Origin of the sequence: Nocardioides jishulii, from assembly GCF_006007965.1 — a bacterium.
In the GTDB taxonomy this organism is placed as follows: domain Bacteria; phylum Actinomycetota; class Actinomycetes; order Propionibacteriales; family Nocardioidaceae; genus Nocardioides; species Nocardioides jishulii.
Window position 1 is genome coordinate 1,367,668 of sequence record NZ_CP040748.1, and the last position, 19,731, is coordinate 1,387,398.

The following is a 19,731-nucleotide window of genomic DNA, read 5'->3' on the forward strand; positions in this document are numbered from 1 at the left end:
CCGGGCCAACGTCGTCCCGCGAGATCTTCACATCGGTGGTCGCTCCTCTCGTTCTGAGGGTGTGGCCGACCACCCAGGACGACGGGAGAAATGCCCATGCACGCATTCCCGCCTCAGCAAGGGCTCTACGACCCCGCCTTCGAGCACGACTCGTGTGGCGTGGCGTTCGTGGCGACCCTGACCGGCGTAGCGAGTCACGACATCGTGGCGAAGGGCCTCGAGGCCCTGGTCAACATGGAGCACCGCGGTGCCGCCGGAGCCGAGACCAACTCGGGTGACGGTGCTGGCATCCTGATCCAGGTGCCCGACGCCTTCCTGCGGGAGGTCGTCGACTTCGACCTCCCCGCCGCTGGTGGGTACGCGGTCGGCACCGCCTTCATCCCGGGCGACGCCGCCGCCGTGGCCGACACCCGTCAGGCGATCGAGAAGATCGCCGTCGAGGAGGGCCTGGAGGTCCTGGGCTGGCGTGACGTGCCCGTCAACCCGGAGGTGCTCGGCGCGACCGCCCGCTCGGTCATGCCGACGTTCATCCAGCTCTTCGTCTCCTCGCCGGGCGCTGCCGTCACCGGCATGGACCTGGAGCGCCAGGCGTACTGCCTGCGCAAGCGCGCCGAGCGCCTGACCGAGGTCTACTTCCCGACGCTCTCGTCGCGCACGCTGGGCTACAAGGGCATGCTCACCACCGAGCAGCTCGGACAGGTCTTCCCGGACCTCTCCGACGAGCGGATGGCCTCGGCCCTGGCCGTCGTGCACTCGCGCTTCTCGACCAACACCTTCCCGAGCTGGCCGCTGGCCCACCCCTTCCGCTTCATCGCGCACAACGGTGAGATCAACACGGTCAAGGGCAACCGCAACTGGATGCGTGCCCGTGAGGCGCTCCTGGACTCCGACGCGTTCGGTGGCGACCTCGACCGCCTCTTCCCGATCTGCACCCCCGAGGCGTCCGACTCGGCCTCCTTCGACGAGGTCCTCGAGCTGCTCCACCTCGGTGGGCGCACCCTGCCGCACTCGGTGCTCATGATGATCCCGGAGGCGTGGGAGAACAACGCGCAGATGGACCCGAAGCTGCGGGCCTTCTACGAGTTCCACTCCACGATGATGGAGCCGTGGGACGGCCCCGCCTGCGTCGTGTTCACCGACGGCACCCAGATCGGCGCCGTGCTCGACCGCAACGGCCTGCGTCCCTCGCGCTACTGGGTGACCGACGACGGACTCGTGGTCCTCTCCTCCGAGGTCGGCGTGCTCGACATCGACCCGGCGAAGATCGTCCGCAAGGGCCGTCTCAAGCCCGGTCGCATGTTCCTCGTCGACACCGAGGAGCACCGCATCGTCGAGGACGACGAGATCAAGGCCGGCCTCGCCGCCGAGCACCCGTACGAGGAGTGGCTGAGCGAGAGCCTCATCAACCTCAACGACGTGCCCGACCGTGAGCACGTCGTGCACACGCACGCGTCGGTGACCCGTCGCCAGCAGGTCTTCGGCTACACCGAGGAGGAGCTGCGCATCATCCTCGCCCCGATGGCCAACACCGGGGGAGAGGCGCTCGGCTCGATGGGCACCGACACGCCCATCGCGGCCCTGAGCGACAAGCCGCGCCTGCTCTTCGACTACTTCCAGCAGCTCTTCGCGCAGGTCACGAACCCGCCGCTGGACGCCATCCGTGAGGAGCTCGTCACCTCGCTGTGGGGCACCGTCGGTCCGGAGTCCAACCTGCTGGAGCCCTCCCCGGACTCCTGCCGCCAGGTGGTCATCCCGTTCCCGGTGCTCTCCAACGACGACCTCGCCAAGCTCCGCTACCTGCACCAGGACAGCGAGCGCCCGGAGTTCGTCACCCACGTCTCCCGTGGCCTGTACGAGGTCGCCGGCGGCGGCGCCGCCCTCGCTGCGCAGATCGAGGAGATCTGCCACGAGGTGTCGGCCGCGATCGCCGACGGTGCGCGGATCATCGTCCTGTCCGACCGTCACTCGACGGCCGACCTGGCCCCGATCCCGTCGCTGCTGCTCACCGCGGCGGTGCACCACCACCTGGTGCGTGAGAAGACGCGTACGCAGGTCGGTCTGGTCGTCGAGGCCGCCGACGTGCGCGAGGTCCACCACGTCGCCCTGCTGATGGGCTTCGGCGCCGGGGCGGTCAACCCCTACCTGGCGATGGAGTCCGTCGAGGACCTGGCCCGTGAGGGTTACTACGTCAAGGTCGAGCCCGAGGACGCGGTCAAGAACCTCATCAAGTCGCTCGGCAAGGGCGTCGTCAAGGTCATGAGCAAGATCGGCGTCTCGACGGTCGCGTCCTACACGGGTGCGCAGATCTTCGAGGCCATCGGTCTGTCGAACGACCTGGTCGACAAGTACTTCACCGGCACCACCTCGAAGCTCGGCGGCATCGGCCTCGACACGATCGCCGAGGAGGTCGCCCTGCGCCACGCCCAGGCGTACCCCCGTGGCGGCGTGGTCGGCGCCAGCCGCGAGCTCACCACCGGTGGTGAGTACCAGTGGCGTCGTGACGGCGAGCCCCACCTGTTCGACCCGGAGACGGTCTTCCGCCTCCAGCACTCGACGCGTCAGGGCCGCTACGACATCTTCAAGCAGTACACCGCGCGCGTGGACGAGCAGTCCGAGCGCCTGATGACGCTGCGCGGCCTCTTCCAGTTCAAGGATCCGTCACAGACGGGCCGTGAGCCGATCTCGATCGATGAGGTCGAGCCGATCAGCGAGATCGTGAAGCGCTTCTCCACCGGCGCGATGTCCTACGGCTCGATCAGCCGCGAGGCGCACGAGACGCTGGCCATCGCCATGAACCGGTTGGGCGCCAAGTCCAACACCGGTGAGGGTGGCGAGGACCCGGACCGGCTCTACGACCCGGAGCGTCGTTCGTCGATCAAGCAGGTCGCCTCGGGCCGCTTCGGCGTCACGTCGGAGTACCTGACGAACGCTGACGACATCCAGATCAAGATGGCCCAGGGCGCCAAGCCCGGTGAGGGTGGTCAGCTGCCGGGCAACAAGGTCTACCCGTGGGTGGCCAAGACCCGACACTCGACCCCGGGCGTCGGGCTGATCAGCCCGCCGCCGCACCACGACATCTACTCGATCGAGGACCTGGCCCAGCTGATCCACGACCTGAAGAACGCGAACCCCTCGTCGCGGGTCCACGTGAAGCTGGTCTCCGAGGTCGGCGTCGGCACGGTGGCCGCCGGTGTCTCCAAGGCGCACGCCGACGTGGTCCTGATCTCGGGCCACGACGGCGGTACCGGCGCCTCGCCGCTCACCTCGCTCAAGCACGCCGGTGGTCCCTGGGAGCTCGGTCTCGCCGAGACCCAGCAGACCCTGCTGCTCAACGGCCTGCGTGACCGGATCGTGGTGCAGGCCGACGGCCAGCTCAAGACCGGACGTGACGTCATCATCGCCGCCCTGCTGGGCGCCGAGGAGTTCGGCTTCGCGACCGCTCCGCTGGTGGTCTCCGGCTGCGTGATGATGCGCGTGTGCCACCTCGACACCTGCCCGGTGGGCGTCGCCACCCAGAACCCGGTGCTGCGCAGCCGCTTCAGCGGCAAGCCCGAGTTCGTGGTGAACTTCTTCGAGTTCATCGCCCAGGAGGTGCGCGAGCTGCTCGCCGAGCTCGGTTTCCGCTCGATCGACGAGGCCGTGGGCCAGGTCGAGGTCCTCGACACCGTGCGTGCCGAGGGTCACTGGAAGGCTTCGGGGCTCGACCTCGCGCCGATCCTGCACAAGGTCGAGAACCCGCCGCAGTTCGCCGACCAGGACCTGCGCCGCACCAAGAGCCAGTACCACGCCCTCGACAAGGCCCTGGACAACGAGCTCATCCGGCTCGCCGCCCCGGCCCTGGAGAAGGCGGAGCCGGTGCGCGCCCGCGTCAAGGTCTCCAACGTCAACCGCACCGTGGGCACCATGCTCGGCCACGAGGTGACCAAGCGTTACCGCGGAGCCGGTCTGCCCGACGGCACGATCGACATCACCTTCACCGGTTCGGCGGGCCAGTCCTTCGGCGCCTTCGTGCCCAAGGGCATCACGCTCCGCCTGGAGGGTGACGGCAACGACTACGTCGGCAAGGGACTCTCGGGCGGTCGCATCGTGGTGCGCCCGGCCCGTGAGGCCACCTTCGACGCCAGCCAGCAGGTCATCGCGGGCAACACGATCGGCTACGGCGGCACGTCGGGCCAGATCTTCCTGCGGGGCCAGGTGGGCGAGCGCTTCTGCGTCCGCAACTCCGGCCTGACCGCGGTCGTCGAGGGCGTGGGTGACCACGGCTGCGAGTACATGACCGGTGGTCGTGTCGTGGTGCTCGGCCCGACGGGACGCAACTTCGCCGCGGGCATGTCGGGTGGCGTCGCGTACGTCCTCGACCTCGACCCCTCCCGGGTCAACCCCGAGCTGGTCGATCTCTCGCCCGTCCCCGACGCCGACGCCGCCGAGCTCGAGGCGATCGTGCGCGAGCACTTCGAGGAGACCGGTTCGACCGTCGCCGAGCAGCTGCTCGCCGACTGGCCCACCGCGGTGGGCCGCTTCACCGAGGTCATGCCTCGGGACTACCGCCGCGTGCTCATCGCACGCGACGAGGCCCTTGCCGAGGGCCTGGACGAGGACGAGGCCGCTGCGCGGATCATGGAGGTGCTTCATGGCTGACCCGAAGGGCTTCCTCAAGCACGACCGCCAGGTTGCTGGTCGTCGTGACGTCGAGGAGCGAGTCAAGGACTGGAACGAGGTCTACCCGGGCAAGGTGGGTCGCGCCCTGCTCCCGATCATCACCACGCAGGCGAGCCGGTGCATGGACTGCGGCATCCCGTTCTGCCACCAGGGCTGCCCCCTGGGCAACCTCATCCCGGAGTGGAACGACCTGGTCTTCCGCGACGACTGGGACGGGGCGATGGACCGGCTCCACAAGACGAACAACTTCCCGGAGTTCACGGGTCGTCTGTGCCCGGCGCCGTGCGAGACCGCCTGCGTCCTGGGGATCAACCAGAACCCGGTGACCATCAAGAACGTCGAGGTCTCGATCATCGACCGTGCCTGGGACTCGGGCTACGTCCGTCCCGAGGCGCCGGAGTGGCTCTCGGGCAAGACCGTCGCCGTCGTGGGTTCGGGTCCGGCCGGCCTGGCTGCGGCCCAGCAGCTCACGCGCGCCGGCCACACCGTCGCCGTGTACGAGCGGGCGGACAAGCCCGGTGGCCTGCTGCGCTACGGCATCCCCGAGTTCAAGATGGAGAAGGTGCACCTCGACCGTCGCCTCGACCAGATGCGGCGCGAGGGCACGATCTTCCGCAGCGGCGTGGAGGTCGGTCAGGGCACGCTCACGGGGGAGCGCCTGCAGCAGCGCTACGACGCGGTCGTCCTGGCCGTCGGCTCCACCGTGGCGCGCGACCTGCCCGTCCCCGGGCGTGAGCTCAACGGGATCCACCAGGCCATGGAGTTCCTTCCGCAGGCCAACCGCGAGGCCCTGGGCCAGACGGTCGAGGGCCAGATCCGGGCTGACGGCAAGCACGTCGTCATCATCGGTGGCGGTGACACCGGTGCTGACTGCCTCGGTACCTCGATCCGTCACGGCGCCGCCAGCATCACGCAGCTGGAGATCATGCCGGAGCCGACCCCGGACCGGCCCACGGGCCAGCCGTGGCCGACCTACCCGATGATCTTCCGGGTCTCCTCGGCGCACGAGGAGGGTGGCGAGCGGGTCTACTCGATCTCCACCACCGAGTTCGTGGGTGACGACGAGGGCAACGTCACGGCCCTTCGGGTGGTCGAGGTCGACGCCAAGTTCCAGCCCGTGCCCGGCACGGAGCGGGAGATCCCGGCTGACCTGGTGCTCCTGGCCATGGGCTTCGTCGGCCCCGAGCAGCCAGGCCTGGTCGAGCAGCTGGGCGTCGAGCTCGACGAGCGCGGCAACATCAAGCGCGAGAAGAACTACGAGTCGTCGGTCCCCGGCGTCTTCGTCGCCGGTGACGCCGGGCGCGGCCAGTCGCTCATCGTGTGGGCCATCGCGGAGGGGCGCGCTGCCGCCGCCGCGGTGGACGAGTTCCTCACCGGTTCCACCGAGCTGCCGTCCCCGATCCCGCCCACGGCTCGTCCGCTGGTGGTCTGACGGCGCGCTGCACGCACGCACGCACTGCACGCACTCGGCCGGGTCGCCCTCTGGGCGGCCCGGCCGAGGTCAATTCGTGACCGAAGGGGCTGCGTTCATCCCCTTGACACTTCGACGACACGGGGGGAGTCAGCCCGGACCGCTAGACTCGTCCCGTGCGTAGAGCAAAGATCGTCTGCACCCTTGGCCCGGCTGTCGACAGCCCTGAGAAGATCGCGGAGCTCCTCGAGGCGGGGATGAACGTCGCCCGCCTGAACATGAGCCACGGCGACCATGCCGAACACGCGCGGAGATACGCGATGGTCCGGGAGGTGAGCGAGCGGACCGGTCGTGCGATCGGGATCTTCGCCGACCTCCAGGGGCCGAAGATCCGCCTGGGCGCCTTCCGTGAGGGCTCGGCCGTCCTGATCCCGGGACAGGCGTGGACCATCACCACCCGCGACGTCGAGGGGGATGCCGACGAGTGCGGCACGACGTACCAGGGGCTGCCCGGTGACGTGCACCCCGGCGACCCGATCCTCATCGACGACGGCAAGGTCCGACTCGAGGTGGTCTCCGTCGACGGTCAGGACGTGCGGACCAAGGTGATCGTGGGAGGCCCCGTCTCGAACCACAAGGGGATCAACCTTCCCGGCGTCGCGGTCTCCGTGCCGGCCCTGTCCGACAAGGACACCGACGACCTGCGGTGGGCGCTGCACCAGGGCGTCGACTTCATCGCCCTCAGCTTCGTGCGCCATGCCGAGGACGCCGACGACGTGCGGGCGATCATGGCCGAGGAGGGCATCACCGTCCCGGTCATCGCCAAGATCGAGAAGCCCCAGGCGATCGACAACCGCGAGGCGATCATCGACGCGTTCGACGGACTGATGGTGGCGCGCGGCGACCTGGGCGTGGAGTGCCCCCTCGAGCAGGTCCCCCTGCTGCAGAAGACCCTGATCGATCTGGCCCGCCGTCACGCCAAGCCGGTGATCGTCGCCACCCAGATGCTCGAGTCGATGATCAACGCCCCGGCGCCGACCCGCGCCGAGACCTCCGACGTCGCCAACGCCGTGCTCGACGGCGCCGACGCCGTGATGCTCTCCGGTGAGACGAGCGTGGGGCGCCACCCGATCGCCACCGTCCGCACGATGGCGCGCATCGTCGAGAACACCGAGGACCACGGCCTGGCGCGCATGGCGGCGGTCGACTGGCAGCCGCGCACCAAGGGCGGCGTCATCTCCAAGGCGGCCGCCGAGGTGGCCGGCCGGATGGACGCCAAGTTCATGGTCGCCTTCACCCAGAGCGGTGACTCGGCCCGACGCCTGGCCCGCTACCGGGGCGCCATCCCGCTGCTGGCCTTCAGCCCCCTGGCCGAAACCGTGCGCCAGCTCTCGCTGAGCTGGGGCGTGGAGCCGCTCCAGACCGCTGACGTGGGCAGCACCGACGAGATGGTGCGCCAGGTCGACGAGGTGCTGCTGGCCTCCGGCCGGGTGCAGGAGGGGGACTTCATCGTCATCACCGCCGGCACGCCGCCGGGCATCCCCGGCTCCACCAACGCCCTGCGCGTCCACCGCATGGGAGACGCCATCAAGGGAGTGGCGCCGGCCTACCGGACCGAGGGCTGACCCACTGACTGACCCACCGCGTGACGAAGGGCGCTCGACCACTGGTCGAGCGCCCTTCGTGGTGCGTGCCCCGGGTGGGATTCGAACCCACACTGGACGGTGTTTGAGACCGCTTCCTCTACCGGTTGGGATACCGGGGCCAGCTCACCGCGACACAACTTACTGCAGACCCGTGGCGTCCACGCGCGCCGGGGGAGGGGATAACCTCGGTACGTGACTGCCGCCGCCCTCCCTGCTCCCACCGTCGTGATCGCCGAGGACGAAGCCCTCATCCGCATGGACCTGGCCGAGATGCTGGCCGAGGAGGGTTACGACGTGGTCGGGCAGGCCGCCGACGGGCAACGAGCCATCGAGCTCGCTGAGGAGCTGCGTCCGGACCTGGTCATCCTCGACGTCAAGATGCCCGTCCTGGACGGCATCGCGGCCGCTGAGCGCATCGCCGCCCAGCGGATCTGCCCGGTGGTGATCCTCACCGCGTTCAGCCAGCGAGAGCTGGTCGAGCGTGCCCGGGACGCCGGCGCCATGGCCTACCTGCTCAAGCCCTTCAGCAAGACCGACCTCGCGCCCACCATCGAGATGGCCGTCGCGCGGTTCGCCGAGGTCCGGGCCCTGGAGTCGGAGGTCGCCGACCTCGCCGAACGGCTCGAGACGCGCAAGACGATGGACCGTGCCAAGGGTCTTCTCCAGAACGAGCTGGGCCTGTCGGAGGTCGACGCCTTCCGCTGGATCCAGAAGACCGCGATGGACCTGCGCCTGTCGATGCGACAGGTCGCAGCGGGCGTCATCGAGCACGGTCCCGGGATCGCCCAAGGCTGACTTCTGCGGGGTCTCTCGCCCCAAGGTCACCATTTGGCATCACTGTGGCCGCTGAGGTGTGAGGTACTGCACAGCGGCTCGATTCCTCCCTACACTTCGGGTGCGTCCCAGAGGCGCGACGATGGGAGGAACGGGTGAAGAGTCATCCACGCACGTGGAGCGGTAACGGTCGACGTGGCGCGCTGACGCGCGCCGCTGCCCTGGCCATCGCGGTCGGCCTGACGTGGCTGCTGGCCCCGATGCCCGCCCACGCGGCCGACACCTTGTGCATGCCGACGCCGGAGGCGGGCTGCATCGCGGGCACGCTGCGTACGGAGGAAGGCGTCCTCGAAGGGGTCGACATCAAGCTCGTCTCCCCGTCCGGGGAAGAGCAGAGCGTCACCACGAGCGCGACCGGCAAGTGGAACCTCCAGGTCACCGAGGAGGGCCCCTGGGAGGTCACCATCGTCGAGGACACGTTGCCTGACGACGTGGCGACCGACGGCAAGGTGACCGCGCGAGCACGGCTCGGCGGCACCACCGCCGCGCTCATCGAGGTGCGGACGACCAGCTACTCCTCGGAGCGCAGCTTCGCCGAGTACCTCGCCCAGAGCACGGCCAACGGCCTCCGCCTGGGCCTGCTGCTGGCGCTGGCCTCGGTCGGCCTCTCCCTGATCTACGGCACCACCAAGCTCTCCAACTTCGCCCACGCCGAGCAGGTGACGCTCGGCGGCATGCTGGCCTACGGCCTGGTCAACGTGGGCGGCCTCAACCTCTGGCTGGGAGCCGCGTTGACCGTCCTCATCTGCGCGATGACCGGGTGGACCCAGGACCGGGTCATCTGGCAGCCGTTGCGACGTCGCGGGCTCGGCCTCACGCAGATGATGATCGTGACGATCGGTCTCTCGCTCGCCCTGCAGTACTGCTTCCAGTACTTCGTGGGTGCGGCCACCGTCCGGGTGGTCCGCGAGAACCCCAGCGTGACCGAGATCGGTCCCATCACGATGACCCAGCAGTCGTTCGCCGCCATGGCGATCTCGGTCGTGGTGCTCGCCGCGGTCGGCTTCGCGCTGCTGCGCACCCGGATCGGCCGGGCGACCCGAGCGGTCGCCGACAACCCGGCTTTGGCCGCCGCCTCCGGCATCGACGTCGACAAGGTCATCCGCCTGGTGTGGACGGTCTCTGCCGCTCTGGCCGGCCTGTCCGGGGTCATGTACGCCCTGGTCACCAACGGCATCAAGTGGGACTCGGGCATGCAGATCCTCCTGCTGCTCTTCGCGGCCGTCACCCTCGGCGGACTCGGCACGGCCTTCGGCGCCCTGGTTGGTTCGCTCATCATCGGCCTGGTCGTCGAGCTCGCCCCGGTCGTGGGCATCCCGGGTGACTTCAAGTACGCGACCGCCATGCTCATCCTCATCCTCCTCCTGCTGGTGCGGCCCCAGGGCCTGCTCGGCAAGGCGGAGCGAGTCGGCTAGAAGGGGACACGATGTCGATCGACGCAGAGGCTCGAAGCCTCACCGAAACGACCGAGTCGCGGCGCTCCCCGGCTCGTCGGGCACTCCTGATCGCCGCCTCGATGCTGGGGGGCTTCGTGCTCCTCCTGCTCGTGGGCGAGTTCGTGCCCGGCGAGGCCGGGTCGATCGCCCGGGCGATGGCCCGCGAGGCGATCAGCCCCCAGACCGCCGCAGTCGCCATCGCGGTCATCGGGCTCAACGTGCACTTCGGCTTCACCGGCCTGCTCAACATGGGTCAGGCCGGGTTCATGCTGCTGGGTGCCTACGGGTTCACCATCTCCCTGATCGAAGGCGTGCCCCTGGTCGGTGCCGTGCTGATCGGCCTGCTCGTGGCGGCGATCTTCGGCCTCGTGCTGGGCATCCCGACGCTGAAGCTGCGCGGTGACTACCTGGCCATCGTGACCATCTCGGCGGCGGAGATCATCCGCTACGTCGGTCGCTCGGCCCTGCTCACCGACGTGACGGGCGCCGCTCAGGGACTGCAGGGCAAGCGGTACCGCGACCCCTTCACCGAGCTGTCCTTCTTCGGTGACGGCGAGGCCAGCATCTTCTTCCTCGACTACCAGATGACCGGGGTCAACGGATGGTGGGTCCGGTTCGTCGCGTGGTCGCTCGTCGCGCTCTGCGTCCTGCTCGTCTTCCTGCTGGCCCGCAGCCCCTGGGGCCGCCTGCTGCGGGGCATCCGTGAGGACGAGTTCGCGATCATGAGCCTGGGCAAGAACGCCTTCGCGGTGAAGATGCAGGCGTTGCTGATCGGCGGCATGCTCGGAGCTCTCGGGGGCATGGTCTACGTGCTGCCGGCCTCGGTGCAGCCCGACTCGATGGGGCGCGCGATGACCTTCTTCGCCTGGACGGCACTGCTGCTCGGTGGGGCCGCCACCATCTTCGGGCCGGTGCTCGGCTCGATCCTCTTCTTCACCGTGCGCATCTTCATCAAGGGCACCGCCGACGTGGTCGTGCCCAGCGCCATCATGAACAGCCAGCAGACCGAGCAGTTCTCCTGGATCGTCGTGGGTGTCGCCCTGATGCTGCTGGTGATCTTCAGGCCTCAGGGGATTCTGGGCGACAAGAGGGAGTTGCGTTTCAATGTCTGAGAGCTCCACGCCCCGCGTCGTCCACGCGGATCCGGTTGCCCGTCGCGCCCTCGTGGAGGGCTTCGAGGCCCGCCCGGGCGGCGCCAAGCCCGATCCCATCCTGTCGGTCGACAACATCACCCGCTCGTTCGGCGGCATCACTGCCGTCGACGTCGAGCACCTCGAGGTGGAACGCGGCATCATCACTGCGTTGATCGGTCCCAACGGCGCGGGCAAGTCCACGTTCTTCAACCTCATCACGGGCTTCGACAAGCCCACGTCCGCCGGCAAGGGGGCGCAGTGGAGCTTCGAGGGCAAGAGCATGGGCAAGACCTCTCCGTCCCGGGTCGCCCAGGCCGGCATGGTCCGCACGTTCCAGCTGACCAAGGCCCTCAACCGGATGACCGTGCTCGACAACATGATGCTCGGGGCGACGGACCAGGCGGGGGAGAACCTCTTCAAGGCCTGGATCAAGCCGCTCTGGTCGGCCCAGGAGCGTGAGGTCGAGGCCAAGGCCAAGGAGCTGCTCGACCGTTTCAAGCTGCTGGACAAGAAGGACGACTACGCCGGAAGCCTCTCGGGTGGTCAGCGCAAGCTCCTCGAGATGGCGCGCGCGCTGATGACCGATCCCACCATGATCATGCTCGACGAGCCGATGGCCGGCGTGAACCCTGCGCTGACGCAGTCGCTGCTGGGCCACATCCAGAGCCTGCGTGACGAGGGCATGACCGTGCTCTTCGTCGAGCACGACATGCACATGGTGCGCCACATCTCCGACTGGGTGGTGGTGATGGCCGAGGGCAAGATCGTGGCCGAGGGCACGGCGGACGTCGTGATGAACGACTCCGCCGTGATCGATGCCTACCTTGGCGCCCACCACGACGCCGACCTGGGCGACGACTCGTTGCTCACCGACGAGACCATGGCCCAGCTGGCCACGGAGGTCAAGAAGCAGGAGAACGCGAATGAGTGACGCGACCTCGAAGCCGGTGGTCATCGAGACGCAGAACCTGGTGGGGGGATACCTCCCGGGCGTCAACATCCTCAACGGCTGCTCCATCAAGGCGCATGCGGGCGAGATGATCGGCATCATCGGTCCGAACGGCGCTGGCAAGTCGACGTTGCTGAAGGCCATGTTCGGCCTGGTCCAGGTGCACGAGGGCACGGTCCGGCTGCACGGCGAGGACATCACCAATGCGCGGACCAACCGTCTCGTGGAGATGGGCGTCGGCTTCGTGCCGCAGACCAACAACGTCTTCCCGTCGTTGACGGTCGAGGAGAACCTCAGGATGGGGCTCTTCCTGCGCCCCAAGAAGGTGAACGAGCGCCTGGCCGCGATGTGGGACCTCTTCCCCGTCCTGCACCAGCGCAGCAACCAGCAGGCCGGAGCGCTCTCCGGTGGTGAGCGTCAGTCCCTGGCGATGGCGCGAGCGCTCATGATGGAGCCGTCCGTGCTGCTGCTCGACGAGCCCTCCGCAGGGCTCTCGCCGGTGCGCCAGGACGAGACCTTCCTGCGCACCCGCATGATCAACAAGACGGGTGTCTGCATCGTGATGGTGGAGCAGAACGCCCGCCGGTGCCTGCAGATCTGTGACCGCGGCTACGTGCTCGACCAGGGCCGCGACGCCTACACCGGCACCGGGCGGGAGCTCGCCGACGACCCCAAGGTGATCCAGCTCTACCTCGGCACGCTTGCGACGGACGTCAAGACGAAGGACGAAGGGGCCTGAGCCCTTCGCGTACGCACGCAGGACGCCAGCACTGAGCCCCGTGCGCCACACGGCGTACGGGGCTCAGTGCTTGTGTCGTCGCGCGGTGAGGGCGACGCCTGTCCACAGGTGCGGGCATGACGGTCCCGGAGCCAGGACGCACGAAGGGCCCGGACCTGTCGGTCCGGGCCCTCCTGCTGCGCTCAGTGCGCGGGAGGTGCGAGTGGCATCAGCTGCTGGACTCGACCTCGGTGGCCCACTTGATGGTGTTGTCCTTCTGGAACTGGAAGATTCCGATGAAGGCCGAGCCCGGGTCGTTCTGCTTGTTGATCGGGCCGATGCCGGCAGGACCCTGGTAGTTGATGTCCTTGCCGTCCTCGAGGAGCTTCACGCAGTCCTCGTAGGTGCTGCACTCCTCGGAGCCGTCCACCGCACCGGAGACCGCAGCCAGGTTCTTCTGGATGGTCTGCGGAGTGGTGTCGCCACCCTTGGTCGCTGCGAGCGCGGCCAGGATCACGGCGTGGTAGGCCTCCGCGCCGTAGGTGAAGTCGGTGAGGTCCTTGTTCTCGGCCGACTTGAACCAACCCGACAGGTTGTCCTTGAACTTCTGGTCGGGGTTCGGGCCCGGGATGGTGCCCTGCGCGCCCTCGAGGGTGCCCTCGTCGAAGACCTCGCTGTAGTCGGCGGTGTTGCCGTCGGTGAAGTAGGTCTTGGACATGTCCCAGCCCTGGTTGGCCAGCTCCGGGATGATCGCCTTGGTCTCGTCGAAGGCGAGCACCACGATGGCGTCGGGCTGCGTGTTGAGCGCGGCCGTCACCTCGGCGGAGAACGTGGTCTGTCCGGCCGGGAACTCGTTGCCGTCACCCTTGCCGCCGTAGACGACCTCGCCGCCGGCTTCCTCGATGGCCTTCTGCGTGGAGTTGCGCAGACCGGTGCCGTAGGTGTCGTTGAAGACCAGGAAGGCGACCTTCTTGTGACCGTCGGTGGCGATCAGGGTGCCGAGCGCGCTGCCCTGGATGGTGTCCGGGGGAGCGGTGCGGAAGTAGTAGTCCGAGTAGCCGCTCAGGTCCGTCGCGGTGTTGGCCGGCGAGATCTGGACGATCTTGTTGCTGGTCAGCGTGTCGACGAAGTTCAGCGAGACGCTGGACGACGCGGCACCGATGACGACGGAGGGCTTCGCCGAGACCATCTCGCTGGCTGCGGCGGTGGAGACCGAGAGGTCTGTCGAGTCGCCGGAGTCCTCGATCTGGTGGCACGCCTTGGCGCCGTCGACGCCGCCTGCCGCGTTGATGTCGGAGACGGCCAGGCCTACTCCGGCGATCTCCGGCGGTCCGAGGAACGCCAGGTTGCCCGTGAGCGGGAGGATGCCACCGACCTTGAAGGTGTCGGCGCTGGTCACGTCGCCCTTGCAGACATCGTTGGTGTACGAAGCGGCGTCTGCGTCCTTGTCCTTGTCGTTGTCGTTGGACTCGCTGCCGCAGGCGGTGAGGGTGAGCGAGAGCGCTGCGGCTCCGGCCATCACCTTGAGCCACGATGGAGTGCTGGTGCGATTCACGTAGCGAACCTTTCTGGTCTGCACTGCTCGACTGATTCGACCCACGCCCGTCCCGAGGAGGGCCCAGTGGAGTCAATGTAGGGGCGGCAGGTGTGAGAGAGAACACGCACGGCTCGTCGTTGCCGAACCGTTACCGACGGGCGGGAACGCGCTGGCGGGGTGCGCTGCCCGACCGGGCGGGGAAGGCACTGGTGCCCACCGGTCCGATCCATGAGTACTCTGGTGGCGGCGCTGCGGGGGGCTCAGGCGCCGGGGTCAGTCAGTGGGAGGTGTGACATGTCGCGTGCGTCGGTGCTCATCCGGACCGCCACCGAGTCGGACGTGGTGGTTCTTCGGGAACTCTGGAGCGACGTGCTCCGTCCGACCACCCGGGAGGAACAGCTGGCCGACCTCCGTGCCGTGCTCGTCGCCGCAGAGGGGGACGACGACTGCCGCATCGTGGTCGCGGAGATCGACGGCCAGGTGGTCGGTGCGGTCCACCTGCGGGCCTGCGTCGTGTCGACGCTCAACCTCGAACCGATGGTGCGCACCTTTGCGCCCCACGTGATGCCGGGCCACCACCGTCGCGGCGTCGGCTCGGCCCTGATGGAGGCGGCTGCCGCCTTCGCCGAGGAGCGAGGCATCGGCATCGTCGGGGCTGCTGCACTCTCGGCCTCGCGTGACGCCAACCGCTTCTTCGCGCGCCTCTCGATGGGCCCGGTGGCCACGCTTCGCCTGGCGACGACGACCGGACTGAGGCAGCGCCTCCCCGCCGTACGTCAGTCGCGGATGAGTGCCGTGCCCAGCGGACGCCACATCGACAAGGTGCTGGCAGCCCGCCGGGGGCGGCGCGCACCGCGCGTCATCTCCTGACTCGTACGCAGCGACCGCCTCTCAGCTGCGCGGAGGGATCAGCGCGCAGGTGATGCGTGAGGTGCAGAGGCGTCGTCCCTGCTCGTCGGTGATGACGACCTCGTAGCAGGCGCTCGTCCGGCCGAGGTGGACGGCCGTGGCCACGCCGGTGACGGTGCCCTGGACCGCGGAACGGTGATGGGTGGCGTTGATGTCCACGCCGACGGGGATCCGCTCAGGGTGACCGTGCATCGCGGCACCGACGGAGCCCAGCGACTCGGCCAGGACCACCGAGGCCCCGCCGTGGAGCAGGCCGTAGGGCTGGGTGTTGCCCTCGACCGGCATGGTTCCGACGACCCGTTCGGCGCTGACCTCGACCAGCTCGATGCCCATCTTCTCGTTCAACGCGCCCCTCATGTCGCGCAGGCTCGCGAGCAGCTCCTGCGCCGAGGCGTCCTTGAGGTCGGGGTCGACGTCGGGCACGTTCATGGGGTGGTTGCTCATGGGCCCCATTGTGCAGACCGGGGGCCGCAGCACCGCGTGGGCACGTCGGTGGCTGCGGATAAGGTCTCTGTCGTGACTGAGACGTCCTCCTCCCGCCCCCGCCTCCTGCTGCTGGACGGCCACTCGTTGGCCTACCGGGCCTTCTTCGCCCTCCCCGAGGAGAACTTCTCCACGAGCACGGGGCAGCCGACCAACGCGGTCTACGGCTTCACCTCGATGCTCATCAACGTGCTGCGGGACGAGGAGCCGACCCACGTCGCGGTGGCCTTCGACCTGTCGCGGCAGACCTTCCGCCTCGAGGAGTACTCGGAGTACAAGGCGAAGCGGAACAAGACCCCCGACGGCTTCAAGTCGCAGGTCCCGCTGATCCAGGAGGTGCTCGACGCGCTCCACATCCCCCACCTCTCCATGGCGGGCTACGAGGCCGACGACATCATCGCGACCCTCTCCACCCAGGCCGTGGCGGCCGGGATGGACGTCCTGATCCTCACCGGTGACCGTGACTCCCTGCAGCTGGTGGGCGAGCACGCGACCGTGCTCTACCCGATGCGTGGCGTCTCGGAGCTGGCGCGCATGACGCCGGAGGCCGTGGAGGCGAAGTACGGCGTCCCTCCGCACCGCTACCCCGAGCTCGCGGCGCTGGTGGGCGAGGACTCCGACAACCTGCCCGGCGTGCCCGGGGTGGGGCCGAAGACGGCCGCGAAGTGGATCACCACCTACGACGGCCTGGACAACGTGATCGCGCAGGCCGACGCGATCAAGGGCAAGGCCGGCGACAACCTTCGCGCCCACCTCGGCGACGTCATCCGGAACCGCCGGCTCAACGCGCTGGTGTGCGACCTTGCGCTCGACCTCTTCCCCGAGGACCTGGTCCGACGTCCGTGGGACCGCCAGGAGGTGCACACGCTCTTCGACGGCCTGGAGTTCCGGGTCCTGCGCGACCGTCTCTTCGACTCGCTGACCTCCGTCGAGGAGACCGACGACTCCGGCTTCGACGTCACCGGACGCACCCTCGCGCCCGGGGAGGTCGCCGCCTTCCTCGACGAGCACGCCGGCGACACCATGGGCCTTCACGTCCGCGGCACGTGGGGCGCCGGCACCGGCAGGATCGAGGGCCTGGCGATGGCCGCCGGGTCGAGCCACGCGGCGTACGTCGACGTGGAGACCCTGAGCCCGGAGGACGACGCCGCGCTGGCGGCCTGGTTGGCCGACCCGGCCCGAGGCAAGGTGCTCCACGACGCCAAGGGACCGATGCTGGCGCTCGCCGCCCACGGGTGGGAGCTGCAGGGGCTGACGAGCGACACCGCCCTGGCGGCCTACCTCGTCCGCCCGGACCAGCGCTCCTACGACCTGGCCGACCTCACCGTGCGCTACCTGCGTCGCGAGCTGAAGGAGGAGAGCGACTCCGGCCAGGGGGCGCTCTTCGACGAGGACGACGCGGTCGCCGACAACGCGATGCTGCGGGCCCGTGCGGTGCTGGACCTCGCCGAGGCGCTCGCCGAGACGGTCGAGGAGCACGGTGGCACCGCGCTCCTGGCGGAGGTCGAGCTCCCGCTCGTCCACATCCTCGCCCGGATGGAGCAGACCGGGATCGGGGTCGACCTCGACCACCTCACCGGCCTGGAGCAGGAGTTCGCCGCGGAGGTGCGCAGGGCCGCCGACGAGGCGTACGCCGTGATCGGCAAGGAGATCAACCTCGGTTCCCCCAAGCAGCTCCAGGTCGTGCTCTTCGACGAGCTGGGCATGCCCAAGACCAAGAAGACCAAGACCGGGTGGACCACCGACGCTGACGCCCTCCAGCAGCTCTTCGAGAAGACCGAGCACCCGTTCCTGCTGCACCTGCTGCGCCACCGCGACGTCACCCGCCTGCGCCAGACCGTCGAGGGACTGCTCAAGACCGTGGCTCCCGACGGCCGCATCCACACGACGTTCAACCAGATCATCGCGGCCACCGGCCGTCTCTCCAGCACCGACCCGAACCTCCAGAACATCCCGGTCCGGACCCAGGAGGGGCGTCGCATCCGTGAGGCGTTCGTCGTGGGCGAGGGCTACGAGTCGTTGATGACCGCGGACTACTCCCAGATCGAGATGCGCATCATGGCGCACGTCTCCCAGGACGAGCTCCTCATCGAGGCGTTCCGCTCCGGCCGCGACTTCCACTCGACCACCGCCTCGCGCGTCTTCGGGGTCGCCCCCGACGAGGTGACGTCGGAGATGCGGGCCAAGATCAAGGCGATGAACTACGGCCTCGCCTACGGCCTCTCGGCGTTCGGCCTCTCCCAGCAGCTCAAGATCGAGCCGTCCGAGGCTCGGGTGCTGATGGAGGACTACTTCGAGACGTTCGGGGGAGTGCGTGACTACCTCCAGGGCACGGTCGACGAGGCGCGGCGCACCGGGTTCACCGAGACCCTGATGGGGCGTCGCCGCTACCTGCCCGACCTGACCAGCGACAACCGGCAGCGTCGCGAGATGGCCGAGCGGATGGCGCTCAACGCCCCGATCCAGGGGTCGGCGGCCGACCTCGTCAAGGTGGCCATGCGCGGGGTCGACCGGGCACTGACCGAGTCGGGCTCGGCGTCGCGGATGCTGCTCCAGGTCCATGACGAGCTCGTCCTCGAGGTCGCTCCGGGCGAGGCGGAGACGCTCGAGGCCCTCGTCCGCGAGCAGATGGGCGCCGCGGCCGACCTGCTGGTCCCGCTCGACGTCTCCGTGGGCACCGGCCACAGCTGGCACGAGGCCGCGCACTGAGGGCCTGACGCTCAGAGCAGGAGTCCGGCGCTCAGACCAGAGCGTCGGAGTCCACCCGCGTCACCATGGGCTTGCGCACCAGGTAGTAGCTGACCCCGATCAGCAGCGCGAGCAGCGAGCCGATCACGAGCATGACCCAGGTCAGCAGCCCCCCGACGCTCTCGGTGGTGAGTCCGCCTGCCACGAGCACGGCCAGGGCGGCCCACACGACGTACGAGGACCGCTGCCCCTGACGGGCGAGCACGGAGTAGACGACGAGGTGGAGCAGGGCGAGCATCGTGCCGAGCAGGGCGAAGACCCACAGCTTGCCCTGGATCTCGGCGAACTCCTGGCCGCCGACGAGGGAGAGCACCAGCGGCGCGGCGATCGTCACCGCTGTGGTGCACAGCAGACCCAGCCCGGCCACGGCGAAGAGGCTGCGGGTGAGGGCACGCGTCCGCTCGCCGGCGGTGGCCATCGAAGGGAAGGCCACGACGACGACGAACTGGGGCAGGAAGGTCAACATCTTGGCCAGGATCAGGCCGCTCGCGTAGAGACCCGCCTGGTGGCCGTCGAGGGTGTTGCGCGCGACGATCACGTCCACGTTGGAGAGCGCGAAGAAGGCCAGCAGCGCCTGGGAGTTGTGGACCATCTCGCGCAGGACGGCCGCTCCGGAGTGGGAGTCGCTGCGTTCGCTGGCGGCGCGGGAGCCGCGCAGGATCCACCATCCCAGTGCGACCGGGACCAGGGAGCCGAGGACGACGGCCAGGAAGGCGATCAGGGCGCTCGGCCTCCACGCCATCAGAGCCACCCCGATGGCGAGCCGCGGGACTCCGCTGGCCATGTAGAGGACACCGAGAGGGAGCCAGCGCCGTTCGCCCTGGAGGATGCCGAAGTAGCCACCGGCCACCGTCAGGGGGACTGACGCGGCTGCGATCAGCAGCGAGAGAGCGAGGTTGTCCAGCTTCAGCACCCGGTCGACGACCGGAGCGAGGAGCAGCAGGGCAAAGCCCAGGCCCCAGGCCACCCTCCACGAGATGCGCAGGATCTCGGCCTCGATCTGGGCGACGCTCTCCGGGTGTGCCGAGATGCGGCGGGCACCGGTGGCCTGCAGCCCGAGGGCCCCCACCCCGATCACCAGCAGCAGGTTCATGGAGGCGGCCAGCACGCCGTACTCGCCGGGCCCGAGCATGCGGGCCGCCAGCATCGTGAGGCCGTAGCTGCCCACATTCATCACCACCATGGCGACGGCGATGCCGGCGCCCGTGCTCATGACGGCTCCAGCCCTGCGGGTCAGCGAACTCACTCGCGCGAGTCTAGGCACATGC

13 protein-coding genes and 1 tRNA gene are annotated in these 19,731 nt (G+C 69.0%); 10 read left to right on the forward strand and 4 right to left on the reverse strand.

Going from position 1 to position 19,731, the window contains the following annotated elements; translation table 11 throughout:
* Positions 1–90: 90 nt before the first annotated feature.
* The 3 genes from gltB to pyk all read left to right on the forward strand — a co-directional run bounded on the left by gltB (position 91) and on the right by pyk (position 7,695).
* Positions 91–4,638, forward strand: coding sequence for a glutamate synthase large subunit (gltB, locus tag FCL41_RS06455; protein ID WP_137066702.1), 4,548 nt, complete (start codon positions 91–93; stop codon positions 4,636–4,638).
* The gene (locus FCL41_RS06460) at positions 4,631–6,091 is read left to right on the forward strand and encodes a glutamate synthase subunit beta (protein ID WP_137066703.1); all 1,461 of its coding nucleotides are present in this window, start codon (positions 4,631–4,633) and stop codon (positions 6,089–6,091) included. The genes gltB and FCL41_RS06460 overlap by 8 nt, the downstream gene beginning before the upstream one ends.
* Positions 6,092–6,246: 155 nt before the next feature.
* Positions 6,247–7,695 carry a pyruvate kinase gene (gene pyk / locus FCL41_RS06465; protein ID WP_137066704.1) on the forward strand — a complete coding sequence of 483 codons (1,449 nt, stop codon included), beginning with the start codon at positions 6,247–6,249 and terminating at the stop codon, positions 7,693–7,695.
* Between the two features lie 66 nt (positions 7,696–7,761).
* On the opposite strand, the gene FCL41_RS06470 is transcribed toward pyk, so the two are convergent.
* Positions 7,762–7,835, reverse strand: a tRNA-Leu gene (locus FCL41_RS06470).
* Positions 7,836–7,908: 73 nt separating this feature from the next.
* Between FCL41_RS06470 and FCL41_RS06475 the strand changes: the two genes are divergently transcribed.
* The 5 genes from FCL41_RS06475 (at position 7,909) to FCL41_RS06495 (ending at position 12,807) form a co-directional block, all read left to right on the forward strand.
* Positions 7,909–8,511 (forward strand): ANTAR domain-containing response regulator, encoded by a 603-nt coding sequence (locus tag FCL41_RS06475; RefSeq protein ID WP_275403770.1) that lies wholly within the window; start codon positions 7,909–7,911, stop codon positions 8,509–8,511.
* A 134-nt stretch (positions 8,512–8,645) separates the two neighbouring features.
* Positions 8,646–9,965: a branched-chain amino acid ABC transporter permease gene (locus FCL41_RS06480; RefSeq protein ID WP_212723171.1), complete on the forward strand. Its 1,320-nt coding sequence runs from the start codon at positions 8,646–8,648 to the stop codon at positions 9,963–9,965.
* An 11-nt stretch (positions 9,966–9,976) separates the two neighbouring features.
* Positions 9,977–11,098, forward strand: a complete 1,122-nt coding sequence (locus FCL41_RS06485; protein WP_239021814.1) for a branched-chain amino acid ABC transporter permease — start codon at positions 9,977–9,979, stop codon at positions 11,096–11,098.
* Positions 11,091–12,050 carry an ABC transporter ATP-binding protein gene (locus FCL41_RS06490; protein WP_137066705.1) on the forward strand — a complete coding sequence of 320 codons (960 nt, stop codon included), beginning with the start codon at positions 11,091–11,093 and terminating at the stop codon, positions 12,048–12,050. Before FCL41_RS06485 ends, FCL41_RS06490 begins: the two co-directional genes overlap by 8 nt.
* Positions 12,043–12,807 (forward strand): ABC transporter ATP-binding protein, encoded by a 765-nt coding sequence (locus FCL41_RS06495; RefSeq protein WP_137066706.1) that lies wholly within the window; start codon positions 12,043–12,045, stop codon positions 12,805–12,807. The genes FCL41_RS06490 and FCL41_RS06495 overlap by 8 nt, the downstream gene beginning before the upstream one ends.
* 208 nt (positions 12,808–13,015) lie before the next feature.
* Here FCL41_RS06495 and FCL41_RS06500 read toward each other — a convergent pair whose 3' ends face one another.
* A complete protein-coding gene (locus FCL41_RS06500) occupies positions 13,016–14,341 on the reverse strand; it encodes an ABC transporter substrate-binding protein (RefSeq protein ID WP_212723172.1) in 1,326 nt (441 codons plus the stop codon).
* 276 nt (positions 14,342–14,617) lie between these two features.
* On the opposite strand from FCL41_RS06500, the gene FCL41_RS06505 reads away from it, so the two are divergent.
* Positions 14,618–15,193 carry a GNAT family N-acetyltransferase gene (locus tag FCL41_RS06505; RefSeq protein WP_170970302.1) on the forward strand — a complete coding sequence of 192 codons (576 nt, stop codon included), beginning with the start codon at positions 14,618–14,620 and terminating at the stop codon, positions 15,191–15,193.
* Positions 15,194–15,214: 21 nt separating this feature from the next.
* Here FCL41_RS06505 and FCL41_RS17245 read toward each other — a convergent pair whose 3' ends face one another.
* A complete protein-coding gene (locus tag FCL41_RS17245) occupies positions 15,215–15,676 on the reverse strand; it encodes a PaaI family thioesterase (RefSeq protein WP_420846566.1) in 462 nt (153 codons plus the stop codon).
* A 72-nt stretch (positions 15,677–15,748) separates the two neighbouring features.
* Here FCL41_RS17245 and polA point away from each other — a divergent pair, with 72 nt between their 5' ends.
* A complete protein-coding gene (gene polA, locus FCL41_RS06515) occupies positions 15,749–18,424 on the forward strand; it encodes a DNA polymerase I (protein ID WP_239021815.1) in 2,676 nt (891 codons plus the stop codon).
* A 31-nt stretch (positions 18,425–18,455) separates the two neighbouring features.
* Here the strand turns inward: polA and FCL41_RS06520 are convergent, their stop codons facing one another.
* Entirely contained in the window at positions 18,456–19,709 is a 1,254-nt protein-coding gene (locus FCL41_RS06520) for a lipopolysaccharide biosynthesis protein (protein WP_137066709.1), read from the reverse strand.
* Between the last annotated feature and the right edge of the window lie 22 nt (positions 19,710–19,731).